Origin of the sequence: Paractinoplanes deccanensis, assembly GCF_016862115.1 — a bacterium.
Lineage (GTDB): Bacteria > Actinomycetota > Actinomycetes > Mycobacteriales > Micromonosporaceae > Actinoplanes > Actinoplanes deccanensis.
The window spans coordinates 23418-48297 of record NZ_BOMI01000084.1; the positions used below are offsets into that span (position 1 = coordinate 23418).

27 protein-coding genes are annotated in these 24880 nt (G+C 70.8%); 9 read left to right on the forward strand and 18 right to left on the reverse strand.

Features of this window, described 5'->3' with window-relative positions; all coding sequences use genetic code 11:
- Nucleotides 1-35: 35 nt before the first annotated feature.
- On the reverse strand, nucleotides 36-932 hold the full coding sequence (locus Ade02nite_RS22000) for an ADP-ribosylglycohydrolase family protein (RefSeq protein ID WP_203766692.1): 897 nt from the start codon (nucleotides 930-932) through the stop codon (nucleotides 36-38).
- A 96-nt stretch (nucleotides 933-1028) separates the two neighbouring features.
- On the opposite strand from Ade02nite_RS22000, the gene Ade02nite_RS22005 reads away from it, so the two are divergent.
- The 4 genes from Ade02nite_RS22005 to Ade02nite_RS22020 all read left to right on the forward strand — a co-directional run bounded on the left by Ade02nite_RS22005 (nucleotide 1029) and on the right by Ade02nite_RS22020 (nucleotide 5799).
- On the forward strand, nucleotides 1029-1718 hold the full coding sequence (locus Ade02nite_RS22005) for a response regulator transcription factor (protein WP_203766694.1): 690 nt from the start codon (nucleotides 1029-1031) through the stop codon (nucleotides 1716-1718).
- Between the two features lie 104 nt (nucleotides 1719-1822).
- The gene (locus Ade02nite_RS22010; RefSeq protein WP_239168955.1) at nucleotides 1823-3118 is read left to right on the forward strand and encodes a HAMP domain-containing sensor histidine kinase; all 1296 of its coding nucleotides are present in this window, start codon (nucleotides 1823-1825) and stop codon (nucleotides 3116-3118) included.
- A gap of 197 nt (nucleotides 3119-3315) precedes the next feature.
- On the forward strand, nucleotides 3316-5625 hold the full coding sequence (locus tag Ade02nite_RS22015; RefSeq protein WP_239168956.1) for an RICIN domain-containing protein: 2310 nt from the start codon (nucleotides 3316-3318) through the stop codon (nucleotides 5623-5625).
- Nucleotides 5626-5640: 15 nt separating this feature from the next.
- Entirely contained in the window at nucleotides 5641-5799 is a 159-nt protein-coding gene (locus Ade02nite_RS22020; protein ID WP_203766696.1) for a hypothetical protein, read from the forward strand.
- Here the strand turns inward: Ade02nite_RS22020 and Ade02nite_RS22025 are convergent.
- Nucleotides 5778-6800, reverse strand: coding sequence for an adenosine deaminase (locus tag Ade02nite_RS22025; protein ID WP_203766698.1), 1023 nt, complete (start codon nucleotides 6798-6800; stop codon nucleotides 5778-5780). The genes Ade02nite_RS22020 and Ade02nite_RS22025 overlap by 22 nt on opposite strands.
- Nucleotides 6801-6802: 2 nt before the next feature.
- On the reverse strand, nucleotides 6803-7582 hold the full coding sequence (locus Ade02nite_RS22030) for a trans-aconitate 2-methyltransferase (RefSeq protein WP_203766700.1): 780 nt from the start codon (nucleotides 7580-7582) through the stop codon (nucleotides 6803-6805).
- A 69-nt stretch (nucleotides 7583-7651) separates the two neighbouring features.
- Between Ade02nite_RS22030 and Ade02nite_RS22035 the strand changes: the two genes are divergently transcribed.
- Both Ade02nite_RS22035 and Ade02nite_RS22040 read left to right on the forward strand, forming a co-directional pair.
- Nucleotides 7652-8629 carry an aldo/keto reductase gene (locus tag Ade02nite_RS22035; protein ID WP_203766702.1) on the forward strand — a complete coding sequence of 326 codons (978 nt, stop codon included), beginning with the start codon at nucleotides 7652-7654 and terminating at the stop codon, nucleotides 8627-8629.
- On the forward strand, nucleotides 8623-8859 hold the full coding sequence (locus Ade02nite_RS22040; protein WP_203766704.1) for a hypothetical protein: 237 nt from the start codon (nucleotides 8623-8625) through the stop codon (nucleotides 8857-8859). Before Ade02nite_RS22035 ends, Ade02nite_RS22040 begins: the two co-directional genes overlap by 7 nt.
- A 113-nt stretch (nucleotides 8860-8972) precedes the next feature.
- Here the strand turns inward: Ade02nite_RS22040 and Ade02nite_RS22045 are convergent, their stop codons facing one another.
- From Ade02nite_RS22045 to Ade02nite_RS22075, 7 genes are all read right to left on the reverse strand, one after another.
- On the reverse strand, nucleotides 8973-9176 hold the full coding sequence (locus Ade02nite_RS22045) for a cold-shock protein (RefSeq protein ID WP_011905669.1): 204 nt from the start codon (nucleotides 9174-9176) through the stop codon (nucleotides 8973-8975).
- Between the two features lie 300 nt (nucleotides 9177-9476).
- Nucleotides 9477-9752 (reverse strand): DUF4235 domain-containing protein, encoded by a 276-nt coding sequence (locus Ade02nite_RS22050; RefSeq protein WP_203766706.1) that lies wholly within the window; start codon nucleotides 9750-9752, stop codon nucleotides 9477-9479.
- Nucleotides 9749-10102, reverse strand: coding sequence for a DUF3618 domain-containing protein (locus tag Ade02nite_RS22055; RefSeq protein ID WP_203766708.1), 354 nt, complete (start codon nucleotides 10100-10102; stop codon nucleotides 9749-9751). Before Ade02nite_RS22055 ends, Ade02nite_RS22050 begins: the two co-directional genes overlap by 4 nt.
- Entirely contained in the window at nucleotides 10099-10536 is a 438-nt protein-coding gene (locus Ade02nite_RS22060; RefSeq protein WP_203766710.1) for a phage holin family protein, read from the reverse strand. The genes Ade02nite_RS22055 and Ade02nite_RS22060 overlap by 4 nt, the downstream gene beginning before the upstream one ends.
- 80 nt (nucleotides 10537-10616) lie before the next feature.
- Complete coding sequence (locus Ade02nite_RS22065; RefSeq protein ID WP_203766992.1) at nucleotides 10617-11774, reverse strand: mechanosensitive ion channel family protein; 1158 nt, start codon at nucleotides 11772-11774, stop codon at nucleotides 10617-10619.
- A gap of 105 nt (nucleotides 11775-11879) precedes the next feature.
- Nucleotides 11880-12704, reverse strand: coding sequence for a DUF1206 domain-containing protein (locus tag Ade02nite_RS22070; protein WP_203766712.1), 825 nt, complete (start codon nucleotides 12702-12704; stop codon nucleotides 11880-11882).
- Nucleotides 12705-12741: 37 nt separating this feature from the next.
- Entirely contained in the window at nucleotides 12742-13068 is a 327-nt protein-coding gene (locus tag Ade02nite_RS22075; protein WP_203766713.1) for a hypothetical protein, read from the reverse strand.
- 65 nt (nucleotides 13069-13133) lie between these two features.
- On the opposite strand from Ade02nite_RS22075, the gene Ade02nite_RS22080 reads away from it, so the two are divergent.
- Together Ade02nite_RS22080 and Ade02nite_RS22085 are read left to right on the forward strand one after the other, a co-directional pair.
- Entirely contained in the window at nucleotides 13134-14369 is a 1236-nt protein-coding gene (locus tag Ade02nite_RS22080) for an alpha-hydroxy acid oxidase (RefSeq protein WP_203766715.1), read from the forward strand.
- Nucleotides 14370-15363: 994 nt separating this feature from the next.
- Complete coding sequence (locus tag Ade02nite_RS22085; protein ID WP_239168957.1) at nucleotides 15364-16416, forward strand: LacI family DNA-binding transcriptional regulator; 1053 nt, start codon at nucleotides 15364-15366, stop codon at nucleotides 16414-16416.
- A 178-nt stretch (nucleotides 16417-16594) separates the two neighbouring features.
- Here Ade02nite_RS22085 and Ade02nite_RS22090 read toward each other — a convergent pair whose 3' ends face one another.
- The 8 genes from Ade02nite_RS22090 to Ade02nite_RS22125 all read right to left on the reverse strand — a co-directional run bounded on the left by Ade02nite_RS22090 (nucleotide 16595) and on the right by Ade02nite_RS22125 (nucleotide 24072).
- Nucleotides 16595-17458: a sugar phosphate isomerase/epimerase family protein gene (locus tag Ade02nite_RS22090; RefSeq protein ID WP_203766717.1), complete on the reverse strand. Its 864-nt coding sequence runs from the start codon at nucleotides 17456-17458 to the stop codon at nucleotides 16595-16597.
- Nucleotides 17455-18507, reverse strand: a complete 1053-nt coding sequence (locus tag Ade02nite_RS22095) for a Gfo/Idh/MocA family protein (protein WP_203766720.1) — start codon at nucleotides 18505-18507, stop codon at nucleotides 17455-17457. Before Ade02nite_RS22095 ends, Ade02nite_RS22090 begins: the two co-directional genes overlap by 4 nt.
- Nucleotides 18504-19331, reverse strand: a complete 828-nt coding sequence (locus Ade02nite_RS22100; RefSeq protein WP_203766722.1) for a sugar phosphate isomerase/epimerase family protein — start codon at nucleotides 19329-19331, stop codon at nucleotides 18504-18506. The genes Ade02nite_RS22095 and Ade02nite_RS22100 overlap by 4 nt, the downstream gene beginning before the upstream one ends.
- A gap of 12 nt (nucleotides 19332-19343) precedes the next feature.
- Nucleotides 19344-20270 carry a Gfo/Idh/MocA family protein gene (locus tag Ade02nite_RS22105; protein WP_239168958.1) on the reverse strand — a complete coding sequence of 309 codons (927 nt, stop codon included), beginning with the start codon at nucleotides 20268-20270 and terminating at the stop codon, nucleotides 19344-19346.
- Nucleotides 20267-21130, reverse strand: a complete 864-nt coding sequence (locus Ade02nite_RS22110; RefSeq protein WP_203766724.1) for a carbohydrate ABC transporter permease — start codon at nucleotides 21128-21130, stop codon at nucleotides 20267-20269. The genes Ade02nite_RS22105 and Ade02nite_RS22110 overlap by 4 nt, the downstream gene beginning before the upstream one ends.
- Nucleotides 21127-22068, reverse strand: coding sequence for a carbohydrate ABC transporter permease (locus Ade02nite_RS22115; protein ID WP_203766726.1), 942 nt, complete (start codon nucleotides 22066-22068; stop codon nucleotides 21127-21129). Before Ade02nite_RS22115 ends, Ade02nite_RS22110 begins: the two co-directional genes overlap by 4 nt.
- Nucleotides 22068-23399, reverse strand: coding sequence for an ABC transporter substrate-binding protein (locus tag Ade02nite_RS22120; RefSeq protein ID WP_203766734.1), 1332 nt, complete (start codon nucleotides 23397-23399; stop codon nucleotides 22068-22070). Before Ade02nite_RS22120 ends, Ade02nite_RS22115 begins: the two co-directional genes overlap by 1 nt.
- 106 nt (nucleotides 23400-23505) lie before the next feature.
- Complete coding sequence (locus tag Ade02nite_RS22125; protein ID WP_203766736.1) at nucleotides 23506-24072, reverse strand: DoxX family membrane protein; 567 nt, start codon at nucleotides 24070-24072, stop codon at nucleotides 23506-23508.
- Between the two features lie 131 nt (nucleotides 24073-24203).
- Here Ade02nite_RS22125 and Ade02nite_RS22130 point away from each other — a divergent pair, with 131 nt between their 5' ends.
- On the forward strand, nucleotides 24204-24815 hold the full coding sequence (locus Ade02nite_RS22130) for a CBS domain-containing protein (RefSeq protein WP_203766745.1): 612 nt from the start codon (nucleotides 24204-24206) through the stop codon (nucleotides 24813-24815).
- Nucleotides 24816-24880 lie beyond the last annotated feature (65 nt).

Sequence of the window (24880 nt, forward strand, 5' to 3'; positions counted from 1 at the left end):
CATGAGTCACCGTTCGGGAGCGAGTGAGGGGCAGGTCACTCGCCGGCCGCGGTGGCGGCGGCCAGCCAGCCCGGCAGCGGCTCGCGGGCGGAGAGCCAGTGCGGCGGGATGCCGTCCAGGCCGGTGTACGCCGCCACGATGCCCCCGGCGATCGCGCAGGTCGTGTCGACGTCGCCGCCCGCCGCCAGGCACGCGCCGATGGCCGCCGGATAGTCGTCGAGATAGCGGTCGGCCACCCACACCGCGAAGGGCACGGTGTCGCGTGCCATCGCCCGGGCGCCGTTGCCGAGCTGGTGCGCCGCCTCGCCGGGATCGCCGATCCGGGCCGCCCTGACCAGGCCGTCGTGGACGTGCCCCTCGGGCGTGTGCGCGATGACCGCGCGCAGCAGCGGGGGACGCACGCCGTCCAGCCGCCCGGCCGCCGCCAGGGCCGCCGCGACCGTGACCGCGACGCCGCCCGCGATGCCCTCGGCGTGGGCGTGGGTCACCTCGGCGGCGCGGGCGCCCTGCGCCGCCGCGTGCGCGAGCGAGTCGGCGTGCCACGCGCCGAGCGGCGCGGCCCGCATCGCGGCGCCGTTGCCGGCCGAGCCCTGCCCGTCGAAGGCCGCGGCCGCGGCGATCGGCCAGGGCAGCCCCTCGCGGATCTCGCGCAGCATGACCACCGCGCCCGGCCCGTAGCCGCGGTAGGGATCGTGGTGCCGGCCGAGCATCGCGGCGAAACCGTCCCGGTCGAAGTCACCCTCGGCGAGCACGGCGACGAGGCAGCAGGCCTCTTCGGTGTCGTCGGTCCATTCCCACGGCGCGGGCGGCGGGTCGGCGAGGTCGACGGGGGCGGCGAAATGCTGGGCGCCGAGCGCGTCACCCACGCTCAGACCGGCGAGGCTCTCCAGGGCCAGCGCCAGCCGCGTACCGGGGAAGAGAGTGAATGACATCGGCGAAAGGGACGATATCTCATCACTGTCGGTGATTGAAGGGTGTCCCTGGATGACCGGTTAGGCCCGGCTTGCCATGCGCAGTACCTTCTTCGCATGGCCACGGTGTTGCTCGTCGAGGACGATCACGTCGTGCGCGGCGCCATGCTCCGGTCGCTCGCCGACCGGGGCCACGCCGTGCACGCCGTCGGCACGGCGCTCGACGCGCTGCGCCGGGTCGCCGCCGAGACGCCCGACCTGGTCGTGCTCGATCTCGGGCTGCCCGACCTGGACGGCTCCGACGCGCTGCGCATGCTGCGCGGCATCACCGACGTCCCGATCATCATCGCCACCGCGCGCGACGACGAGCAGACCGTCGTGCGGCTGCTGCGCGCCGGTGCCGACGACTACATGGTCAAGCCGTTCACCGGCGCCCACCTCGACGCCCGCATCGCCACCGTGCTGCGGCGGGTGGGCCGCGCCAGCCGCGCGGCCCAGCCGGCCGTGCACGAGGTGGGCGAGCTGCGGGTGGACGTCGGCGAGCGCAGCGCCACCCTGGCGGAGCAGCCGCTTGCTCTGACCCGCAAGGAGTTCGACCTGCTGGCGTACCTCGCCGCCCGTCCGGGCCGAGTGGTTTCGCGCCGTGAGCTGCTGGAGGAGGTATGGCGACAGCCATCGGTCGGCGAGGATCAAACAATCGACGTGCACCTTTACTGGCTACGCCGGAAACTGGGCGAGTCCGCGGCGAAACCTCGCTACCTGCGCACCGTGCGGGGGGTCGGATTCCGGTTGGTGGCGCCGGACTGAGGGCCCGGCTGGCGTACACGACCGCCGCCACCACCGCCGTCGCCGCGCTCGTCTTCCTCGTCCCGCTCGGCTGGGAGCTCCGCAACGACCACCGTGACCAGGCCATGGCCGCCGCCGAGCGGCGCAGCGCCACGGTGGCCGGTGCCATCGTGTCCGGAGCGCCGGCCAAGGGCGTCGCCGCCACGGTCGCGGCGGCCGGCGGGCAGACCGTGATCCACCCGCCCGGCCAGACTGCCGGCGGCCGGGCGCCGGGCGAGGAGGTGCAGCGCGCGGCGAGCACCGGCCGCACCATCGAGGCCGACGTCGACGGCGGCGTCGCGCGCCTGCAACCGGTGACGGCCGGCACCCGTACGTCGGTGGTCGAGGTCTTCGTCCCCGACGCCGAGCTGAAGGCGGGCACCGCGCGCGACTGGTGGGTGCTGCTCGGCATCGCGCTGGTGCTGGTCGTGGGGGCGGTGATCGTCGTCGACCGGCTCGCCCGGGGCGCGGTCAGCTCGGCCCGCAACCTCGTGCACGCGGCGCTGGCGGTGGGTGGCGGCGACCTCGGCGTCCGGATCACGCCGTCGGGCCCGCGCGAGCTCGCCGAGGCCGGCTACGCCTTCAACCGCATGGCCGACCGCCTGGTCACCTCGCGCACGAACGAGCGGGAGCTGGTCGCCGACCTGTCCCACCGGCTGCGCACCCCGCTGACCGCGCTGCGGCTGGACGCCGAGGCGCTCGACCCCGACGACACCCAGATCATCGACCTCTCCGCGGACGAGGTCGACCGGCGCCGCGGCATCCGGCGCATCCGGCAGGCGATCGTCACGCTCGAGGGCGAGGTCAACCAGCTCATCAACACCACGCGCCAGGCGGTCGCGGCCCAGGTGGCCGCCGCGCCCGAGCCGGGTGTCTGCGACGTCAGCGAGGTCGTGCGCGAAAGGATGACCTTCTGGTCGGCGCTCGCCGACGACCAGAACCGCAGCTACCGGGTGGTCGGCGCGCAGATGCGCATCCCGGTGCCCGTCGCCCGCGCGGAGCTGGCGGCGGCGCTCGACGCGATTCTGGGTAATGTGTTCCGCTACACCCCCCAGGGCACGGCGTTCGAAGTAGGCATCTCCCGGCGGGACGGCTGGGTGGCGGTGCGGGTCGACGACGCGGGCCCCGGTATCCCCGATCCGGAGAAGGCGATGCAGCGCGGGCAGAGCAACCAGGGTTCGACCGGCCTCGGGCTGGACATCGCCCGGCGTGCCGCGCAGGCCGCCGGCGGCTCGGTCAACCTCGACCGGGCCGCGATGGGCGGCGCGAGCGTCGTGATGCTGCTCGCCGACGCGGACGCGACGCCCAAGCAGGTGAACCGTTTCGGCCTGGTCGGTCGCCTCGCCCGCGAGCGCGGCGGCAAGCCGTCACGCTCAGAGTGAACCGGGCCGGATAGTTGCTTAGATCTGTATTAAAGGGGTTCCCCTCGCGCGCGCGGGCTGGCAACCTACCCTCCGATCCCATCCGGCTTCCCGGCGCGCTCCGTCCCCACGAGACGAGCCGCGGAGGCCTCCGCGCGGTGAGAGGCGGCCGCCCCATCGCCGTCTCCCACCGCGCACCCGCCAGGCAAGGAGCTGAGTTGTCCACCCACCGCCGGCCGGTCCCCAAGGGCCACCGCCGCGCGGCCCGCACGCGATCCCACCGGCTGCTGCCGATCGCGCTCGGCCTCGCGCTGCTCGGTGTCGGCGGCGTGGTCGGCCCCAGCGTCGTGGACAACGTCGCGGGCACCGGTGAGCCGGCGCGCGACCTCGCCCTCACGTCGGTGCCCCAGGACGTGCCCGACCAGGGCCTGGTCTACGACGGGCTCCAGGCGGGCCGGGCGGGCTCGGTCTGCGCCGGCTCCTATCAGGTCGACGAGCAGACGTGCACGCACGGGCCCGACCCCGCGCCGGTCGGCCTCAAGGTGCGCAGCGACGTCAGCCCGATCACCGCCAAGGCGCCCGAGCCGGTGCAGCCCGGCCGCGAGCCGGCCGCCGCCGTGCCGACCGACGCCGAGATCGCCCGCGACGAGGGCGGCAGCGCGCTGACCGCCGACGCCCCGGCCCTGATCCCCGACGCGGCGCCCGGCGACGCCGACTTCATCATGGGCGCGCACGACGTGGCCTGCGAGGGAGACGGCCGCAGCGGCAAGCGGGTGCAGGTGCTCTACCTGCACGAGTTCGGCACCCCGAGCCGTTACACCGAGTTCCTCGGCTCCATCCGCACGTGGTCGGCGGGCGTCGACCAGATCTTCGACGAGAGCGCTGCCGAGACCGGCGGCTCGCGGCACGTCCGCTTCGTGACCACGCCGCAGTGCCGGGTGGACGTCTACGAGGTGCAGCTGCCCGCCGGCGGGCTCGAGTCGTTCGCGGGCAGCATCGCCGCGCTGCGCGCCCTCGGCTACAACCGCACCGACCGCAAATACCTGATGTTCGCCGACGCGAACGTCTACTGCGGCATCGCCACGTTCGTCGCCGACCGCCGTCCGGGCCTGGGCAACCGCAACAACGGCGGCCCGTCGTACGGGCGGGTCGACGCGGGCTGCTGGAGCTCGGCGATGGCCGCGCACGAGCTGGCCCACACGCTCGGCGCCCTCCAGGCCGGCTCCCCGAACGCCAGCGGCGCGGGCGGCTGCCTCGACGACTACGACCTGCTCTGCGGCCCCGACCGATCGCGCAAGCAGGTCCGCACGGCCTGCCCCAAGAGGCACGAGACGCGCCTCGACTGCGGGCACGACGACTACTTCAGCACCGACCCCAGGCCGGGCAGCTACCTGGCGAAGAGCTGGAACGTCGCGCAGAGCGAGTTCCTGCTGCGCAGCGACGGCGGCGACGACATCCCGGACGCGCCGGGCGCCCCGGAGCCGGCTCCGTCCCGGACCGCCACGCCCACCTCGCCCGCCACGCCGTCGCCCAGCGCCTCCACGCCGTCGGCGCTGCCCAGCGAGACCACCCCGAGCGCCGGCCCCGGCCCGGCCGACGGCGGCGGCGATGCCCCGCCGACACCGTCGGTCTCGCCGAGCGAGAGCCCCAGCGAGCCGCCGGCCGAGGATCCGAAGGGCGAGACGGAGCTGCCCGAGCAGGCCGCCGACGCCGCACAGGTGGCACAGGCCGCCCAGGCCAAGGTGGCGAGCCCGCACCCCAAGGCGGCTCAGCCGAACCCGGGCCGCAAGGCCCCGGCGACCGCCGCTCCCCCGCCGGCCCCCTCCGAGGTGCCCGCGGCCGGCGGGGTGCCGACCGGCGACGCGGTCCAGGCCGTGGTCGAGGTGCGCGACGCCACGAGCGGCTCCGTCCGGCTCACCTGGAGCGCCGCCTCCGACACGGCCACCTATCAGGTCTGGGTCGACAACGAGCCGATCGCCACGACCAAGGCGACCCGGGCGCGGCTGATCGGCCTCAAGCCGGGCGCGAAATACCAGGTCACCGTCCGGTCCGGCAGCTCGTACAAGGCGCGCGCCACCGTCGAGACGGCGCCGGCCGCCCGTCCCGCGCAGAGCTCCTGGTTCACCCTGACCAACGCGCTGACCGGCGGCGCCGCCGATCTCTACGCGGCGCGCACCGCCCTCGGCACCCCGGTGACGCTCAGCGGCACCGACGACGACGCGCAGCAGCAGTGGCAGCTGGTGCCGGCGAGCGGCGGCAGCTATTCGCTGGTGTCGCGCGCCACCGGCAAGTGCGTGGGCCCGCTCGGCGGCGACGTCGTCGCGGGCGCCCCGCTCGTGCAGGTCGACTGCGCGGCGGGCGGCGCCGAGTGGACCCTCCAGGCCTCCGATTACGGATTCACGCTGCGCACCACGGTCGGCGACCTCGTCGCCGGGGTGGGCAGCCAGCGTTTCGGTGCGCACCGCGTGCTCGTGCTCCAGAAGGGCAACGGTCAGCGTCACCAGAGTTGGACGGCGGTACCCGACTAGGCAAGGAGTGAGTCCATGCCGAGCACGTTGAGCAAGCCCCTGGCCGAGCCGGAGGAAGGCCCGGCCAGGTTCAACAAGCGCCGCCTGATCCGCGTGATCGCGATCCTCACCATCGGGATCGTGGTCGTGCTGGCGGTGTGGCAGGAGCCCCTCTACGCGTTGCGCGTCAGGTAGCCGTCGATCTCGGCGGCCAGCTCCCGCTTGCGCTCCGGCGCGAGGAAGCTCTGCTCGACGGCGGCGTGGGCCAGCCCGGCGACACCCTTCGCGTCGAGGCCGAGCAGCTTCGCGGCGACCGCGTACTCCTCCTCGAGCGTGGTGCCGAACATCGGCGGGTCGTCGGAGTTGATGCTGACGAGCACGCCGGCCTCGACGAGCCGGGGCAGCGGGTGCTCGTCGAGCGACGGCACCGCCCGGGTGCGCAGGTTGGAGGTCGGCGAGATCTCCAGCGGGATCCGGTGCTCGGCCAGGTGCGCCATGAGCGCGGGGTCCTGGGCGGCCGAGATGCCGTGCCCGATGCGCTCCGCGCCGAGCTCGCGCAGCGCGTCCCAGATCGTCTCGGGCCCGGTCGTCTCGCCCGCGTGCGGGACGCTGTGCAGCCCGGCGGCGCGCGCCTTGTCGAAGAACGGCTTGAACTGCGGCCGCGGCACGCCGATCTCGGGCCCGCCGAGCCCGAAACTGATCAGGCCGTCGGGCTGCTCTTCCAGCGCGATCCGCAGGGTCTCCTCGGCGGAGGCGAGACCGGCCTCGCCGGGGATGTCGAAGCACCAGCGCAGCTCGATGCCGAAGTCGGTGGCGGCCGAGCGGCGGGCGTCCTCGATCGCGGCGCAGAAGGCGGGCGCCGCGATGCCGCGCCGCACGCTGGAGTACGGCGTGATGGTGAGCTCCGCGTACCGCACCTGCTGGCGGGCCAGCTCGCGGGCCACCTCGTAGGTCAGCGTGCGCACGTCCTCGTCGTCGCGGATCAGGTCGACGACGCTGAGGTAGACCTCGATGAAGTGGGCGAAGTCGCGGAACGCGAAGTAGTCGGCCAGCGCGGCCGGGTCGGCCGGTACGGGTGTGCTGCCCTCGTGGCGGGCGGCCAGCTCGGCGACGATGCGGGGCGAGGCCGAGCCGACGTGGTGGACGTGCAGCTCGGCCTTGGGCAGGCCGGCGATGAACGAGGTCAGCTCGGTCATGCTTACTCCCTGTCAGACGATCGGAGGGCGGTCCGCGCCACCACGAAGACGCGGCGGAACGGAAACGCGACGTAGCCACCGGCCGCCGGGTAGGCGCCGGCCAGCTCCCGCGCCAGGTCGGCACGGAACGACTCCCAAGCATTCTCGTCCAGCGCCGCCTTGACGGGCCGCAACGCCGTTCCCTCCATCCAGCGCAGCACCGGGTGCTCCGCGCCGGCCGAGGGCAGCAGATGGACGTACGTGGTCTCCCACGCGTCCACGTCGCAGCCCGCGCCGGTGAGCAGCCCCGCATAGTCGGCCGGGTCGTCGACCGGCGCCTCCCGCAGCACGTCGCCGAGCCCGTAGCGGCGGCCGACCTCGCGCAGCAGCCGGTGCGAGGGGGCGCCGAAGTTGCCCGGCACCTGCATCGCCAGCCACGCGCCGGCCGGCAGCTCGCCCGCCCAGCGCGCGAGCAGGTCCTGATGGCCCGGCACCCACTGCAGCGTCGCGTTGGTGACCAGCACGTCCACGTCGGCGGCGGGGCGGTAGTCACGGACGTCGCCGAGCTCGAAGTGGGCCGGCCCGCCGTGCGCCCTTGCCTTGCCGATCATCTCGGGCGAGGAGTCGACGCCGGTGAGCCGTGCACCGGGCCACCTCTCGGCGAGCGACAGGGTCAGCTCCCCCGGGCCGCAGCCGAGGTCGACGACCGCCCGGGGCGACGTGGCGCCGACCCGTGCGACCAGGTCGAAGAAGGGGCGCGAGCGCTCGGCGCCGTACCGGCGGTAGACGGCCGGATCCCACATGATCGTTCCTCCCAAACCGTACGTACGTTTTGCAAGCAAACTATCAGGAAAACGGTAGGGTGCGAACCTGTGGACAATCGAAGTTTTCGCAGGATGGGACGGACCGTCGGGGTCATCGGCCTGGGCGCCTGGCAGCTCGGAGCCGACTGGGGCGAGGTGAGCGAGGCCGACGCGCACGCCACCCTGCAGGCCGCGGTGGACTCCGGTGTCACCTTCATCGACACGGCCGACGTCTACGGCGACGGCCGCAGTGAGCAGATCATCGGCTCGTTCATCAAGGACAAACCGCAGCTCACCGTCGCCACCAAGATGGGACGCCGGGTCGCGCAGGAGCCCGGCAACTACACGCTCGACAACTTCCGCGCCTGGACCGACCGGTCGCGGGCCAACCTGGGTGTCGACACGCTCGACCTGGTGCAGCTGCACTGCCCGCCCACCCCGGTCTTCTCGACCGACGCCGTCTACGACGCGCTCGACACCCTGGTCGAGGAGAAGCGCATCAAGGCGTACGGGGTGAGCGTCGAAAAGGTGGACGAGGCGCTCGCCGCCATCGCCCGCCCGGGCACCGCGAGCGTGCAGATCATCCTCAACGCGTTCCGGCTCAAGCCCCTCGAGCGGGTGCTCCCCGCGGCCGCCGAGGCCGGCGTGGGCATCATCGCCCGGGTGCCGCTCGCCAGCGGCCTGCTCTCCGGCAAGTACGACTCGCACACCACGTTCGCCGAGAACGACCACCGCAACTACAACCGGCACGGCGAGGCGTTCGACGTCGGCGAGACCTTCTCGGGTGTGGACTTCGCGACCGGGCTCGAGGCGGTCTCGCGGCTGCGCCCGCTGGTGCCCGCGGGCGCCACGATGGCACAGTTCGCGCTGCGCTGGATCATCGACCAGCCGGCCGTCACCGTGGTCATCCCGGGCGCCCGCAACCCCGCACAGGCCCGGGCGAACGCGGCCGCCGGGGACCTCGCGCCGCTGCCACCGGAGACGCACGAGGCTGTCACGGCCGTCTATGACGAGCTGATCCGCCCGCAGGTCCACGACAGATGGTGAACGAAGCGGCACCGCCGGAGAAAAAGCTCAAAGGCTGGCTTCTCATGGCTTTAGGGGTGCTGGCGCTGGTCGTTGGTGCCCTGTGGACGCTGCAGGGTTTCGACATCATCACCGACAGCCGGATGAGCGGCGTGGCGATCTGGTCGATCATCGGCCCCGTGATCGCGGTAGCGGGACTGATTTTGATCATTGTGGGCGAGCGCGCTCGCGCCCGTTCCAAGCGAGTCTAAAAGCTCTGCGAAAGAGCGAATCCCCCGCATCCTGCCGGATGCGGGGGATTCATTGACTAGAGCCGACCTCCGCCAGGCGATCGGCAGCCGGTCGGAGGACCGGCAGGGTGGTCTCAGAGCGGGCGAACCTGCTCCGCCTGCGGGCCCTTCTGGCCCTGGGCGATCTCGAACTCGACCCGCTGGTTCTCCTCCAGCGTGCGGTAGCCGCTCGTCTGGATGGCCGAGAAGTGGACGAACACGTCAGCACCCCCGCCGTCGACGGTGATGAAGCCGAAGCCCTTGTCTGCGTTGAACCACTTCACGGTTCCTTGCGCCATGCTGAACTCTCCTTCTGAAAATGCCGACCCTGTGATGCCCGGGCCGATGACCGTTTTCGAGCAGCGGCGCCGTGAGGCGGCCTTTCAGAGGACGTCCCATCCGTCAAGATCGTTGACCCCGGCTGGATCAGCAAGCAAGGCGGAAGCAGCGAACCACGTACGCAAAAACTGGGCACACTGTACCTGAAAAGCGGCCCGTAAAGCTGCCCCCCGGAGAATCCGATAAATGTCGGCGGATTCGAGAAAGGGTCCCCCACTTCGCTCTCGCGATGTGGGAGACCCGGGACTGTTAAGCAGTCTTCACTTCGGCCATTGACCAGTCAGTTTCCGTACGCCGGTGGCACCGCCCCGATCGACGGCCGCCTTCACGAGAGCGAAGATCGCACCCTGCAACGCGGCCGCCGCGAGAATCTCGCCCCAGCCACGGTCCTCATCGGTGGCGTTCGGTGCGTCGTCGTCCCCGGAGGCAAGCTTCCAGACCTCCTTGAAGACGAAGCCGGCGACCGCGCCCGCCCCGATGCCCAGCAGAATGCCGACCGGCTTGTAGGCGAGTTTGCCAACCTTGCCGCCGCTCACCGGCGCCTCCCTCGAACGATCAGAATGACACCCACGATCGCGACCACGCCGGCCACGACCAACGGAAGCGGCACCGGGCTGGTGCGCACCACCTCTTCGCCAGTGTGGTTGACACGGTCCGCCGTGGTGCGGACTTTGCCGAGGAGGCGCTGCTTGGTCTGCTCGACCTGGTCCTTGGCGCGAGCCTTGGTCTGCTCGACCTGATCCTTGGCGCGGGCCTTGACGTCCGCCTTGGCGGCGAGCGCCTGCACCGTCTCACCGAGCTCGGCCCGGGTCGCCTTGATCTCGGCCCGCAGCTCGTCGATCGACGGCTTGGGGGCCGCGGGCGGGTTCTTGTCGTCCACGCTCATGCCCCGTTCCGCTCCCTGCTGACGGCCTGCTTGACCTCGTCGACGTCGGCCTTGACGCTCTGGATCGCGGCGCTCGGCTCCGGCGGCACCGCCTTGGACACCTGCTTCTTGCCGATCAGCGCCAGGACGCCGGCCACCAGGAAGAGGGCGACCGTGACGATCAGGGCGGCGAGCCAGAGATCGAGGAACAGATTGAAGACGATGATCAGGGTCGCGATGAGGGCACCGACGCCGTACAGGGCGAAGACCCCACCCCCGGCGAACAGGCCGACACCGATGCCGGCGTGCTTACCCTTCTCCGCGAGCTCCGCCTTGGCCAGCGCGATCTCGTCACGGACCAGCCTGCTGATCTGGTCGCTCGCGCGCTGCACCAACTCGGAGGTGGACTGATCGGCGAGCGGTCGAGCCTCGCTGCCGTTCAGAACATCGGCCATGGTGACCTCCTTCCGTGTCTCGGTGTATGCCCTGATCACCGGAGAGTCAATCCTGTTGCTGGAAACCCGCCACAAGTTGATCAGGGACGGGCACTCGCCGGTGCCGGTTCGTCGGGTCCGCCGAAGACCAGACCCCTGGTGTCGCCGTCGTCCCCGCCGGAGAAGACCCGCGCGTCCGGCGAGTCCGGGTCGGTCTTGGGCACAGGGCTCACCGGGCTCGGCGGCTGCGGGCGGCTCACGTCGGCGCGCACCCGCGGCAGGGAGTCGCGCTGGTGCTGCCAGACGAAGCCCACCAGCCGCTCACGCACCAGGCAGCGCAGGTCCCACAACGCGCCGGCGTCGTTCGCGCTCACCAGGGCCCGCAGGCGCACCATGCCGCCGACCGCGTCGGTCACCTGGAGCACGCAGACCCGGCCGTCCCACAGCTCCGAGCCCTCACACGTGCTGCGCAGCTCGGCGCGGAGCGGCTCGATGTCCGTCGCCCAGTCCACGTCGACCTCCGCGGTGCCGAGCACCGCGGAGCCCGTACGGGTCCAGTTCTGGAAGGGTTTGGTGGTGAAGTAGGACGTCGGCAGGATGAGCCGCCGGTCGTCCCAGATCTGCACCGCCACGTACGTCAGGGTGAGCTCCTCGATGCGGCCCCACTCCCCCTCGACCACCACCACGTCGTCGACGCGGACGGCGTCGCTGAACGCGAGCTGGAGCCCGGCGAACACGTTGCCGAGCGTGCTCTGCGCGGCCAGCGCCGCGACGACGCTGACGATGCCGGCCGAGGCCAGCACGCTGGCGCCCAGGGCCCGGATGTTCGGGAAGGTCATCAGCACGACGCCGAAGGCGATGACCACGATGGCGGCCACCGTGACCCGGCGCAGGATCACCAGCTGGGTCTTGAAGCGGCGGCGCCGCAGGTTGTCCGGCACGTCGAGGCGCCAGCGGTTGAGCGCCGCGTCCTCCACCACCAGGAGCAGGGCGGCGACCAGCCACGCGAACGAGGCGATGAACAGAATCACCAGCGCGTGCAGCACCCCGCCCCGGGCCGGGAACTCGCCGGCGCCGGCCCGGATGGACTGCTGCACGGCGAAGACGGTGACCGTGGCCAGGAACGGGTGATGCGCGGTCCGGGCGAGGTCGGCGGCGAGGGCCGACCGGCGGCCGACCCGGACGACCAGCCTGTGCAACACCTCGACCACGACGATCGCGAGACCCGCCGACCCGAGAACGATCAGCAGGGCGGTCATGACGTCAGGCACGTTCCTCTCCTGTCGCAGAAAAGCGGGAACCGGCGACCTGACTTTCCCAGGTCGCCGGCTCCCGCAACGCTCAAGCAGCGGATCGGAGTTTGGTCACACCTTGCGGTACTTGGCCTGCGCGATGCAGTAGACCCCGAAGGCCGCGATGCCGGCCGCGATCAGGGCGAGCAGCCAGACGCCCCACGACGAGCCGGCCAGCGTCTTCAGCGCGGCGTCGAGCCCGCGCGCCTTGTCCGGGTCGTAGTTGACGGCGGCGACGACGAACAGCACGCCGGCGATCGCGTAGGCGACGCCCTTCGCCGCGTACCCCGCCATGCCGAGCCGGATGATCGGCTGGCGCGTCCCGTGGGTCATCTGCTCGGTGTTGAGGTGCTTGACGAACTTGCGGCGCAGCCCGTAGTAGACCATGCCGACACCGACACCGAGGATGACCAGGCCGATGAGGCCGACCAGCCAGCGGCCGCCCGTGCTGCCCATCATGCCCGACGACTTGCTCTGGTAGCTGTCGCCCATCGAGGCGTTCGAGCCCTGAAGGATCTTCACGGCCATCCAGGCGAGGTAGCCGTACAGCACGGCGCGCACGCCGGAGAGCACGCGCTCGGCCATCATGCCGCGGGTCTGCTCGCCGCTCTCGCCGATGACCGCCTCGAAGGCCTGCCAGATCGCCATCGCGGCCATGCCGATGGCGATCACGACCAGCAGCGTCTTGCCGAGCCCGTTGCCGGCCAGGGTCTGCAGCGCGCCCGACTGGTCGCTCTCCTGCGAGGAACCCTGGAAGGCCACCTGGAGGGCGATCCAGGCGAAGATGAGGTGGATGATGCCGTAACCGATGAACCCACCCCGGGCCAGATACTCCAGCGGTTTGCTGTCGGCGGCCCGCGATGCCGTGTACTTGACGTTCGAGGCGGCGGAAGTCATGCCCTCCGATGTCACCGAAAGCGTCGTTGTTGAAACGTCACGCCTTGGACACTTGCAGTCCGATCGCGTCGGACGTCACGCTGTCGAGCGACACCTGCAGCCCCGCGACGTCCACGGCCTGCTGCCCCTTGGTGAGCGAGATCTGCTCGCCGGCCACCTCGAGGGTCACCGTGTTCTCGTCGGCGCTGATGAACTTCGCCTCGACACCGAGGAAGCTCGCGCTGGCGTTCGTCTCCCGCTGGATCGTCACGGTGCACTGGTCGAGCCCGCAGTCGACGTTGTCGCTGCTGCATCCCGTGAGGAGCGCGAGACCGAGGGCGGCTGAGCTGAGTGCGGCGGCGATTCGCCGGGTGGGTTTCAACACCCTTGCAAGGGTACGGGGACCGCGCGACCCTGTTCCGCGATCAGCCGGTGGAATATCGTCGATCCGTGGTCCAACGCCAGTTCCCCCGCCCCGTCGAGGTCTTCGAGCTCATGCGGTTCAAGAGGCCGCAGCTCAACGCGCGCACCCGCCGGCTCGAGTCCGCGCTCACCATCGAAGACCTGCGCGCGATCGCCAAGCGCCGCACCCCGCGCGCCGCCTTCGACTACACCGACGGCGCCGCCGAGGGCGAGCTCTCGCTGGCCCGTGCCCGCCAGGCGTTCAAGGACATCGAGTTCCACCCCCACGTGCTGCGCGACGTCGCCCACGTCGACACGTCGGCCACCGTCTTCGGCGGCCCGTCGGCCCTCCCGTTCGGCATCGCCCCCACCGGCTTCACCCGGCTCATGCAGACCGAGGGCGAGACGGCGGGAGCGGGCGCGGCCGGGGCGGCCGGCATCCCGTTCACCCTCTCCACGCTCGGCACCACGAGCATCGAGACGGTCAAGGAGGCCAACCCGGCCGGCCGCAACTGGTTCCAGCTGTATGTGATGAACAAGCGCGAGATCTCGTACGCGCTGGTCGAACGCGCCGCGAAGGCCGGCTTCGACACCCTGTTCTTCACCGTCGACACCCCCGTGGCCGGCGCCCGCCTGCGCGACAAGCGCAACGGCTTCTCCATCCCGCCGCAGCTGAGCCTGCGCACCATCGCCAACGCCATCCCGCGCCCCTGGTGGTGGTACGACTTCCTCACCACCCCGAAGCTCGAGTTCGCCTCCCTGTCGGCCACCGGCGGCACGGTCGGCGAGCTGCTGGACGCCGCGATGGACCCCACCATCAGCTACGAGGATCTGCGCGTCATCCGCGAGATGTGGCCCGGCAAGCTGGCCGTCAAGGGCGTCCAGACCGTCGAGGACGCCCGCAAGCTGGCCGACTTCGGCGTCGACGGCATCGTCCTGTCCAACCACGGCGGCCGCCAGCTCGACCGCGCCCCCATCCCGTTCCACCTGCTCCCGTCGGTGGTCCGCGAGGTCGGCGCCGACGTGGAGGTCAGCGTCGACACCGGCATCATGAACGGCGCCGACATCGTCGCCTGCGTGGCCCTGGGCGCCCGCTTCACCTTCATCGGCCGCGCCTACCTGTACGGCCTGATGGCCGGCGGCCGCCCCGGAGTCGACAAGGCCATCCAGATCCTCAGCGACCAGATCATCCGGACGATGAAGCTGCTCGGCACGCACTCGCTGGAGGAGCTGAACCCCGGCCACGTCACCCAGCTGACCCGCCTGGCCCCGATCGCCCGGTGACGGGGTAACGCCTTTCCGGCCCGCGGTAGCCGCACCGGTGGCCGTCGATCGGGTGCTGTCCCCAGGTGCCTAGAACGAACGTTCTTTCTGCCTATCGGGTACGGCGGGCTTCCGGCCTCCCAAGCACGGTGGACTCTCTACCTCCCAGGCACGGCGGACTCTCTACCTCCCAGCCACGGCGGACTCCCTACCTCCCAGCCACGGCGGACTTCCGGCCTTCCAGGCACGGTGGACAGAACGTTCGTTCTCGTCTATCGGGCGCCTGGCCAGAACGTTCGTTCTGCTTCGGCGACTGTGGACGGAACGTTCGCCCCCTCGACGCCCGGCAACATTCGTTCCCCTCGGCCCCCCGATTGGCAGACAGAACGTTCGTTCTACCCACCATCCTGGCCGAGGGACAGGACGTTCGTTCCACCCCAGCCGGGCCGAGAGGGAGATCGTTCGTTCCACCCCACCCGGACCGAAGACAGAACGTTCGTTCCGCCCCACCCCGGGCCGAAAGACAGAACGTTCGTTTCACCCACTCCGCCAGGTAGACAGAACGTTCGTTCTGCTCGGCCGACCACAGTAGCCAGCCGTTCTTCCGCCGCCGAGCAGAACCGGCGTCTCAGGCGGATCCGTGCCGCCAGGCAAGGGCAGACAGAACGTTCTTCCTCCGCCCGCGGGGACGGCGCAGGCCCGAGCGGCAACGACACGGCGCACAAGGGCAACACCGCGTGCGCCGCGGTGCCGGCGGGACGCCACAGGCCGGGAAAGCGCCACAGGCCGGGAGAGCGCCACAGGCCGGAAGAGCCGCGGGCCGGGAGAGCCGCGGGCCGGGAGCTGCGGAGCGCGGAGAGCGTGGGGCCCAGAGAGCGTGGGGCCCAGAGATCGGGGGGCCTAGAAAGCGTGGGGCCCAGAAAGCGTGGGGCCCGGAGAACGCCGCGGGCCGGGAGGGCGCAGACCGGGAGAACGCCGCGGGCCGGCAGGGCGCCAGTTGCGCAAGTCATGATCGTTGGCCGTCTATGCGGGAGGGCCGCGCCGATTTAACATCCTTGAAATGGGCCGCCCGACTATCTATGACGTGGCTCGGGAGGCCGGTGTCGCCCCCTCCACCGTTTCGCGGGCCTATGCGCGGCCGGGGCGGGTCAACGTGGAGACCGCCGAGAAGATTTTCGAGGCGGCGGATCGGATCGGGTATCGGGCGCGGCCGGCCAGGCGGGCGCCGGCCGGCGACGAGGCGCCGCGCAAGGCCATCGCGCTGGTGGTGGCCGATGTGACCAACCCGTTCTACGGCGACATCATCAAGGGAGCGTACGAGGCCGCGCGCGACGCCGGGTATCAGCTGATCCTGTCGCACACCAACGAGTCGCCGAAGGTGGAGCGGCAGACGATCGAGCAGGAGCTGGAGCAGGTCGACGGTGTGGTGATCGCCAGTTCGCGGATGACCGACTCGGCGCTGCGGATGGTGGCCCGGCGCAAGCCCGTCGTGCTGCTGAACCGGATCATTCCGGAGGCGAACTGCGTGCTCAACGACGCCGAGCGGGGGATACGGCGGGCCGTCGAGCATCTGGCGGAGCTGGGGCACGAGCGGATCACGTACGTGGCGGGGCCGGAGACCAGCTGGTCGGACGGGGTGCGGTGGCGGGCGCTGCGGCAGGCGGCGGCGGATCTGCGTCTCGACGCGCGGCGGGTGGGGCCGTACGGGCCCACGGTGCTGGCGGGGCTGAGCGCGGCGCTGCGCGTGGCCGAGCTCGAGGCGACGGCCGTGCAGGCGTACAACGATCAGCTTGCCATCGGTGTCCTCAAAGGACTGCGGCAGCTCGGGATCGGGGTGCCCGAGCGGGTGAGCGTGGTGGGGTTCGACAACATCATCTTCGATGAGCTGGTGGAGCCGCAGCTGACCACTATCGCGTCGCCGCTGTACCGGATGGGCTTGACGGGCATGCGCAACTGCATCGCGATCGCGCAGGGCGCCCGGCCGAGCGGGCAGCCACTGGTGCTGCCCGTCCGGCTCGTCGTGCGCCGCTCCACCGGCCGCGCCCGCGCCCGAAGCCGACGACGATAAGCGCCCGGCCGAGGCCCGGCAACGAAAAGAAGCCGACGACGATAACCGCCCACCCGAAGCCGGCAACCCAAAGAAGCCGACGACGATAACCGCCCACCCGAAGCCGGCAACCAAAAGAAGCCGACGGCGACGGCGACAAGCGACTGAGCCGAGCCACGGCAAAGGCCACCGGAGCGCGTCAGGGCGTGACCCGGTCCGCGAGGGCCTTCCGCGCCCAGGCGTACGACATGCGGTGCGACTCCCGCTTCGACTCCACGCTCGGCTCGTCCACCTCGATCATGAAGTCGCCGTCGTAGTCCGCCGGGATGGCGGCCAGCACCGCGTCGAAGTCGACGACGCCGAGGCCCGGCTCGGCCCACAGGCGCTTGGACGCTGTGGCCTCGCGGTAGGACAGGCCCCGCGCGTCCAGGTGATCGGGGAAGCAGTCCTTCAGGTGGATGCCGCCCAGCCGGTCGGCGTAGCGGCGCAGGAACGCGGCCGGCTCGATGCCCGCCCAGCGCAGGTGGCCGGTGTCCGGGCCGAAGCCGATCACGTCCGGGCCGAGGTCGTCGAGCAGGCGGGTGATCTCGTGCTCGGTCTCGAAGACGCCGCCCACATGGGAGTGGTGCAGCGGCCGCAGGCCCTCGGCGGCCAGCGCCCGGCACACCTCGCCGCACATGTCGATCGCCCGGGTCAGCCGCGCCTCGTCGAAGCCCGCGCCGACCGCCGGTTGCGCCAGGCGCTCCGGGCGGGCCATCGACGAGATCATCGTACGGTCGAGGCCCAGCTCGGCCTGGGTGGCGGCGAACCGCTTCGCCTTCTCCACCTCGTCGGCCAGCGTGACGGTCTCGTCGAACGGAGAGTTGAACAGGCTCAGCGCCGGTTCCAGTCCGTAACCGCCGATCCAGTCACGGTACGCGGCCGCCGTCATGTCGTCGGGCACGTCCGCCTTGACCGCGGTGAATCCGATGTCCCGGAAGTCGGCGAACGCCTCGTCGAAGACGGCGCGCGTTTTGCCGGCGGTGGCCCAATAGGGAATGGGGTTCGCGGCGATCCGGCTCATGCGAGCCTCACCGGCTTTCCGGTGCGCGCCGACTCGTACGCGCCGGTGATGACGGCGATCGATTGGCGGTTGGTCTCCAGGTCGACCACGAGCCGTTCGGTTCCGTCGAGCGCGCCGAGAAAATTGAGATACTGCAACCGGTGCGCGTCCGACAGGGCGCCCGGGTCGGCGGCCACTGACGAATCGGCGGCCGACAATGCCTGTGTCGTACCCATCAGCCTTTCCTCGATGGGCTCGCCGACCGGCGTCGCGTGGAAGAACGCGAGCTCGTCGTTGTCGATCACCGCCGAGCCGCGGTCGCCGTGCACCTGCAGGCGCGCGCTGAGGCCGGGGTACGCCGAGGTCGTCGCGTGCAGCACCCCGAGCGCCCCGGACTCGAAGCGCACCACGCCCGTGGCCACGTCCTCGACCTCGATCCGCGCGTGGGCGAGCGTCCCGGTGTACGCGAACACCTCGACCGGCTTGCCGAGCGCCGCCACCAGCAGGTCGACGGTGTGCACGCCCTGGTTCATCAGCGCGCCGCCACCGTCGAGCTCCCACGTGCCACGCCAGTCGCCGGAGTCGTAGTAGCTCTGCCCCCGCCACCAGTCGATCGACGCGATCCCCGAGCTGACCCGCCCGAACTGCCCCGAGCTGATGGCGTCGAGCACCCGCACCGTCGACGGATCGAACCGATGCTGCGAGATCACGGTAACCATCTTGTCCGCTTTGTCCCGAGCACGAATGATCTCGTCGGTGCGGGCGACCGTGATCTCCGCCGGCTTCTCGACGATCACATGCTTGCCCGCGGCCAGCGCCTCGATCGCCACTTCGCCGTGCAACCCGGTCGGCGTGCAGACGACCACGATGTCGACCTCCTCGGCCGCCAGCGCCTCGCCGAGCGACGCATAGGGCCGCCCACCCCGTTCCGCGGCCAGCGCGGCCGCGCGCGACGGCACCACGTCCGCCACCGCCACCAGCTCCAGCGCGGAGGCGAGCTGACTGATGACCATTGCGTGGTGGCGCCCGATGACCCCGGCGCCCGCCAGTGCGACTCGGTAAGAGCTCATGCGTACTCGATCTCCTCGTTCTGGAGCAGGGTGGTGAAGGCGGACCAGGCCGTACGGAAGAGCTCCGGCCCGGAGAACCCGCCGTAGGCGTTGCCGGAGGCGAGGTGCGGCTCCAGCGAGAAGAAGCCGTCGAAGCCGTCGTGGCGCAGCGCGCGAACGGTCTCGGCCAGCTCGCCGTCGCCCTCACCGGCGGGCACGACCGAGCCGTCCGCGAACAGCGCGTCCTTGATCTGCACGTACTCCACGTGGGGCCGCAGCGTCGCGTAGCCGTCGGTGTACGGCCGCACGCCCACCTGCACGAAGTTCGCCGGATCCCAGGCCAGCCGCAGGTACGGCGAGCCCACCGAGCGGATCAGGTCGAGGCAGCGGGCGGGGACGTCGCCGTAGATCTCCTTCTCGTTCTCGTGCAGCAGGATCAGGTCGGCCTCCTCGGCGACCCGCACCAGCGCGCGCATCCGCTCGATGACCGCCTCGCGGTGCTCCGCCGGGTCGGCGCCGGGCCGCAGGAAGAACGAGAAGATCCGGATGTACGGCGCTTCGAGCAGCTTGGCGACCTCGGCCGCGTGCCGCATGCGCGCCAGGTGCGGTTCGAACTCCTCGTCGATGAAGATCTTCCCGATCGGCGAGCCGATGCTGGACACCTTCAATCCGTACGAGGAGAGCGTCTTTCGCAGTGTGGCCAGCTGATCGGGCGACAGGTCGAGAATGTTGACGTCCCAGGCGCTGCGCACCTCCAGATATTTGAGGCCGAGCCCGCTCGCCACCTCACATTGCTCGGTGAAGTCGGGAGAGATCTCGTCGGAGAAGCCGGAGAGAGTCCACATGGCGCCGCCCTTTCACGTGTTCTGTCGGTAGATCTCGTCGACGAGGCGCAGGGAGGTCATCCCCTCCTCCAGATCGATGGGGAACGGTTCGCCGGCGCGCAGCGACCGGTAGAAGTCGGCGATCAGCAGCTCGTGCGAGGCGCCCCAGTAGTCGCGCCCGCCGCCGTCGGCGCGACGCTCCGTGATCACCTCGACGCGGCCATCGGCGTGCCGGATCGTGAGGTCGCCACGGATGGTGAGCACGGCCCGCTCCGTGGTGATCTCGATGGTCACCGGCGAGTCCACCGCGTTGGCCACCGTCGCGAAGAAGACGCTGCGCGCCCCGCCGGCGTGATCGAGCACGGCGGTAACCGTGTCCTCGACCTCACGAGAGGCGAAATGCCCGGTATAAGACGACAAGCCCGCCACCTCGCCGAGCAGCCACTGCAACAGGTCCACCGTATGGATCGCCTGGTTGATCAAGACGCCGCCACCGCTGCGCCGCAGCTGCCCACGCCACGGCCGAGCGTCGTAATAGGCGTCGTCCCGATGCCAGAGAACCGTTCCCGACCCGCCGACGACCGCGCCCAGCTCCCCCGACGCCAACAGCTTCTTCGCGGCCACCGACGCCAGGTTGTAGCGGTTCTGCAGGCACACCCCCACGGTCAGCGCGGGGTGGTCCTTGGCCGCGGCCACCAGGCGATCCGCCTCGCCGAGGACGTGCGCCACCGGCTTCTCCAGCAGCACGTGCGCCCCGCGCTCCAGCGCGTCGATCGCCACCGGCACGTGCTGGTCGTGCGGCGTGCAGATGTGCACCACCTCGGGCCGCAGCTCGTCGAGCAGCAGGCGATGGTCCCGGTAGCGCCCCTCGGACACGCCCACGAGCTCGACGTCGAGCTTGTCGATCGCGGCGAGGTGCACCACCGAGACGGTGCCGAGCCCGATCACCGCCACCCTCACTTGACGCCACCCGCCGTCAGCCCGCCCACCAGGTAGCGCTGGAAGGTCAGATAGAGCAGTACCACCGGCATCGCGCAGATCAGCGCCGCCGCCATCATCTGCGAGTAGACCGGCAGCGCGCCGCCCTCCTGCGACGTCCCGAAGATCTGGAGCGCCACCGCGGCGGTGTGCGTCTCGGGCCGGGTCAGCACCGAGGCGAAGAGCACGTCGTTCCAGCCGAGCAGGAAGGCGAAGATGCCGGAGACCACGATCGCCGGCAGGCTCAGCGGGAAGACGATGCGCCAGAGGATGACCAGGGTGGACGCTCCCTCCGTACGCGCCGCCTCCTCCAGCTCGCGCGGCAGTCCGCGCAGATAGGTGACCATCACCCAGGTCGAGAACGGCAGCGCGAAGGTCAGGTAGGCCACGAACAGGCCCCACCGGGTGCCGATGACGGTCAGTCCCAGGTAGTTGCCGGCCGACGAGAAGAGCACGAAGACCGGAAGCAGCATCAGCGTGCCGGGGATGCTCTGCAGGCCGACCAGCCCGCGCAGGATCGTGAGCCGCCCGAGGAAGCTGTAGCGGACCAGGACGTACGCCGTCGTCGTGCCCAGCAACGCGGAGGCCACCGCGGTGCAGGCGCAGACGATCAGGCTGTTCACGATGCCCGTGGACAGGTCGGCCGTCGTCCAGATCTTGGTGTAGCTCTCCAGGCTGAACGAGCTGGGCCAGAACTCGCCCGAGGCCACGCCCACGTCGGAGTTGAGCGACGCCAGCACGATGTAGGAGACCGGCACCAGCACCATCGCGCAGAGCAGCACGGTCAGCGTGACCAGCATCGGCCGCGGCAGCAGCCGGGTCGCCTCGGCGGAAGCACTCACTTGCGGCCCCCTTCCTCGTGCACGTCGAGCCGCACGGCCCGCAGGTAGACGTAGAGCGGGATCGCGATGAGGATCAGCGACACCACCGCCATGGCCGCGCTGAGCCCGAACCGCAGGCCCTGGAAGCTGGTGACGTAGACCAGCATCGGCATCACGTTGACGTCGTCCGGCGCCGGAGCGCCGAAGAGCACGAACGGCAGCGTGAAGTTGTTGATGTGGTTGAGCGTGGCGAGCAGGCAGGCCAGCAGGACCGGCCCGCGCAGGTAGGGCAGGATCACCCGGCGCAGCTTGGGCCACCACGTCGCTCCGTCGACCGCCGACGCCTCGTGCACCTCGTGGTCGACCGATTGCAGCGCCGCCAGCGCCATCAGGTAGATGAACGGCCAGGCCGCCCAGATCTCCACGAGCACGAGGGTCCAGTACGACTTCGAGCCGCTCAGCCAGAGCCCGCCGTCCACGCCGGCCTTGGCGAGCCACGCGTTCACGACGCCGTCCGGCTGGAGCATCGTGCGCCACACCGAGGCGACGACGAAGGACGGCAACACGTACGGGATGAGGAACGCGGCCCGCACCAGCCCGCGCCCCCGATAGGCGTTCTGGGTGACCAAGGCCGCCGCGATGCCGATCGGCACCGTGACCGCCGTGGACAGCACCGAGAACGACACGCTGATCCAGATCGAGTGCAGCAGGCCCGAGTCGAGCGACTCGACGTAGTTGCCCAGCCCGATGAAGGGCGCCTCGATCCACCGGCGCAGCGTGTACTGGTCGAGGTCGAGCAGCGAGAGGTAGACCGCGAGCGCCAGCGGGATCAGCACCACCAGCACGAGGAGCACCCCGCCGGGGGTGAGCAGCCACAGCGGGCGCTGCTGCTGCGTCACACCCCGGCGGCGGCGAGGGGCCGCCGGCGCCTTCTGCTCGGGCCGGGTCAAGGTGGTCATCACTTGGCCCTGTCGAGCGCCGACTGGGCGGCCTTCTGCGCGTCGGCCACGCGAGCGTCGATCTGCTGCGTACTGATGGAGCCCTTGGCCAGGTCGGGCAGCGACTGGACCGCCACGTTGGTGAGCGCGAGCTGGATGTCGCTCCAGGCGCCGGTGAACGGGGTGGCCACCGACTTCTTCGCCGCCTCGGTCACCGGGCCGAGGGTGGGGTCGCTCGCCAGCGACTGGAGGGCGGCCGCGTTCGCCGGCAGGTTGCCGAACTTCTTGTAGTAGTCGAGCTGCACGTCCTGGTCGGTGACGAGCTTGACGTACTCGAACGCCAGGTCCTTGTTCTTGGAGTAGTCGGCGACGAGCAGGTTGTCGCCGGAGAGGATGCTGGCCGCCTCGACGCCGTTCGCGGGCCGGCTGGTCGCGCCGGGCGGCACGGTCGGCAGCAGGGCGAACTTCCACTTGCCCTTGACCGCGCCCTGGTTGAGCGAGTTCGCCGCGGTCGTCGTGGTCAGCATGAAGTAGCCGGTCTTGCCCTTGGCGAAGGCGGCGACGGCCTGCGGGTTGGTCCAGCCGACGGCGGCCGGGTCGACCACCTTGTCCTTGGCGAGCCAGCCGAAGTAGGTCTCGTACGCCTTCTGCACGGTCGGGTCCTGCAGCCGGGCCGTCTTGCCGTCCACCAGCGGGTTGCCGGCCTGCGCCGCCATGCCCCAGACGAACTTCCAGGGATCGAAGTTGTCCTTGTACGCGATCGCGAGCCCGTACTGGTCGCCCTTCGTGAGCTGCTTCGCCTGCTGGGTGAGCTCGTCCCACGTCGTCGCGGGCTTCTCGATGCCGGCGGCTTTGAGCAGATCGGTGTTGTACGCCATGACGAACGGCCGGCTGACCCACGGGATCCCGACCTGGTTCTGCTCGTCCGGTCCGGAGATGCCGAGCGTGGCGGGGTTGAACTTGTCCTTGCCCCCGATCTTCTGCCACTGCTCGTCGCCCAGCTTCACAAAGGCACCGGTCGAGTACGCCGTCGGCGTGAACGTGGTGCCCACCGCGTACACATCGGGGCCCGAACCCGCGACCACCGAGGTCTGGATCTTCGTGAGCTCGTCGTTGGCGCTCGCGAACGTCTCGAACTTGACCTCGGCGCCGGTCTGCGCCTTGAACTTCGCGCTGATGTCCTTCTGCCAGGCCTGGAACTCCTCCGGGTACTGCGTGTTCGCGCCGATCAGAACGTTGAGCGTCTTGCCCTCGCCGTCGCCGCCCCCGTCGTCCCCGCCGCCGCAGGCCGTCAGCGCGACGGCCAGCACCGTCGCACCGGCCAGCGCCGTCGCCGCACGCATCTTTCTCATCTCGTCTCCTTCGCGCTGACGGTGCGGGGTGACCCGCATCACTGTTACGCGATGGTTTCGTCGGGCGTGCGGCGGCGGCAAAGAGTTGCCAGTTGTTGCTCGCGGGTCAGATCAGCCAGCGGTTCCCGCGGACCAGCGGAAGCTTCGCCCACTGGCGGCCCAGGCCCCAGGTGTGGCCGGCGTAGGTGACGGCGAGGACGACGGTCACGATCGCGTAGATGACGTGGTAGTCGATCAGCGGGTTGCTCGATCCGGCACCCCGGGCGAGCGGCCACTCCGCCGCCCACATCAGCGCCATCATCGCGATCGTGGCGCCCGCCGCGATCCGCAGGCCGATGCCGAGGACCAGCGCTAGGCCGATGCCGAGCAGGCCCAGCATGAACGCCCAGTCCGCCCACGGCGCGCCGGCGATGTCCCCGAAGAAGCCCTGCAGCGGACCCACCTCCACGTTGGACAGGAAGCCCTTGGTGGGCGACCCGCCGTTGATCCAGGCCCGCTCCGCCGGGGTGGCATAGCCGAAGCCGAAGGTCTTGTCCAGGAACGCCCAGAGGAAGACCAGGCCGGTCGAGATACGCAGGACGGCAAGGGCGCGGGCGGCGGTCGTGGTGAGCATCGCACCCGGGGCCTCGACGTTCTCGAGGTGGTTGACGCGGCTCGTGGCGGTGACGTTCATCGTTCCTCCTCTATCGCTTTGACGTCACTCACCCTCCTCCGGAGATCACCGGACCACCCGGGCCGAATCTCCCGACCGTCCCGGGACTTTGGTCCCGGGCCGCCGGCCCGCCGGTGCGACACCATGGAGACATGAGAGCCAAGGACGTGATGACGACCCCCGTGCTCACCGTCGCCCCCACCGCCCCCGTCGAGGACGCGGTGGCCCTGCTGACCACGAACGGCGTGACCGCCCTCCCCGTGATCACCTCGACCGGCGACCTGACCGGCATGGTCAGCGAGGGCGACCTGCTGCGCCACCGCGTCCCCGCCGACCCGACGGCCCACCTGATGCCCCCACCCGCGCCCGAGGCCACCCGCCCCACCACGGTCGCCGAGGCCATGACCCCCGACCCCGTGACCACATGGCCCGAAGCCGACGTGGCCGACATAGCCGCCGCAATGCTCAAACACGACGTCCGAAGCATCCCGGTCCTCGACGCGGGAACAGTGGTAGGCATCGTCAGCCGCCGCGACATCCTCCGAGCCATGGTCCGCACGGACGAGGTCCTGGCCGCCGAGACCCAGCACCGGCTGGACGACTACGCCCCACACTGGACGGCCACGGTGAAGGCCGGCGTGGCCACCGTGACAGGCCCCTACCGGGACGAGACGGACCGGGCGGTGGTGAGAGCTTTGACGCGCACGGTCCCGGGCATCACGGAGGTCCACCTGATGGACACCGAACCCGGTCGGCAGGAGTAGACGCCTCCCCTCGCACCCCAGCCCGGGAGAAAGAACGTTCCGTCTGCCCTACCCGTGGGGCAGAA

Excerpts from the sequence above, each read along its gene's own strand:
- Ade02nite_RS22120 (WP_203766734.1), bottom strand. The coding sequence starts at position 23,399 with ATGAGAAAGATGCGTGCGGCGACGGCGCTGGCCGGTGCGACGGTGCTG.
- Ade02nite_RS22045 (WP_011905669.1), bottom strand. The coding sequence starts at position 9,176 with ATGGCGCAAGGAACCGTGAAGTGGTTCAACGCAGACAAGGGCTTCGGC.
- Ade02nite_RS22095 (WP_203766720.1), bottom strand. The coding sequence starts at position 18,507 with ATGAGCTCTTACCGAGTCGCACTGGCGGGCGCCGGGGTCATCGGGCGC.
- Ade02nite_RS22065 (WP_203766992.1), bottom strand. The coding sequence starts at position 11,774 with ATGACCGCCCTGCTGATCGTTCTCGGGTCGGCGGGTCTCGCGATCGTC.
- Ade02nite_RS22010 (WP_239168955.1), top strand. The coding sequence starts at position 1,823 with ATGGCCGCCGCCGAGCGGCGCAGCGCCACGGTGGCCGGTGCCATCGTG.
- Ade02nite_RS22055 (WP_203766708.1), bottom strand. The coding sequence starts at position 10,102 with ATGAGCGTGGACGACAAGAACCCGCCCGCGGCCCCCAAGCCGTCGATC.
- Ade02nite_RS22090 (WP_203766717.1), bottom strand. The coding sequence starts at position 17,458 with ATGAGCCGGATCGCCGCGAACCCCATTCCCTATTGGGCCACCGCCGGC.
- Ade02nite_RS22115 (WP_203766726.1), bottom strand. The coding sequence starts at position 22,068 with ATGACCACCTTGACCCGGCCCGAGCAGAAGGCGCCGGCGGCCCCTCGC.
- Ade02nite_RS22005 (WP_203766694.1), top strand. The coding sequence starts at position 1,029 with ATGGCCACGGTGTTGCTCGTCGAGGACGATCACGTCGTGCGCGGCGCC.
- Ade02nite_RS22130 (WP_203766745.1), top strand. The coding sequence starts at position 24,204 with ATGAGAGCCAAGGACGTGATGACGACCCCCGTGCTCACCGTCGCCCCC.
- Ade02nite_RS22020 (WP_203766696.1), top strand. The coding sequence starts at position 5,641 with ATGCCGAGCACGTTGAGCAAGCCCCTGGCCGAGCCGGAGGAAGGCCCG.
- Ade02nite_RS22025 (WP_203766698.1), bottom strand. The coding sequence starts at position 6,800 with ATGACCGAGCTGACCTCGTTCATCGCCGGCCTGCCCAAGGCCGAGCTG.
- Ade02nite_RS22070 (WP_203766712.1), bottom strand. The coding sequence starts at position 12,704 with ATGACTTCCGCCGCCTCGAACGTCAAGTACACGGCATCGCGGGCCGCC.
- Ade02nite_RS22000 (WP_203766692.1), bottom strand. The coding sequence starts at position 932 with ATGTCATTCACTCTCTTCCCCGGTACGCGGCTGGCGCTGGCCCTGGAG.
- Ade02nite_RS22060 (WP_203766710.1), bottom strand. The coding sequence starts at position 10,536 with ATGGCCGATGTTCTGAACGGCAGCGAGGCTCGACCGCTCGCCGATCAG.
- Ade02nite_RS22030 (WP_203766700.1), bottom strand. The coding sequence starts at position 7,582 with ATGTGGGATCCGGCCGTCTACCGCCGGTACGGCGCCGAGCGCTCGCGC.
- Ade02nite_RS22100 (WP_203766722.1), bottom strand. The coding sequence starts at position 19,331 with ATGTGGACTCTCTCCGGCTTCTCCGACGAGATCTCTCCCGACTTCACC.
- Ade02nite_RS22040 (WP_203766704.1), top strand. The coding sequence starts at position 8,623 with ATGGTGAACGAAGCGGCACCGCCGGAGAAAAAGCTCAAAGGCTGGCTT.
- Ade02nite_RS22125 (WP_203766736.1), bottom strand. The coding sequence starts at position 24,072 with ATGAACGTCACCGCCACGAGCCGCGTCAACCACCTCGAGAACGTCGAG.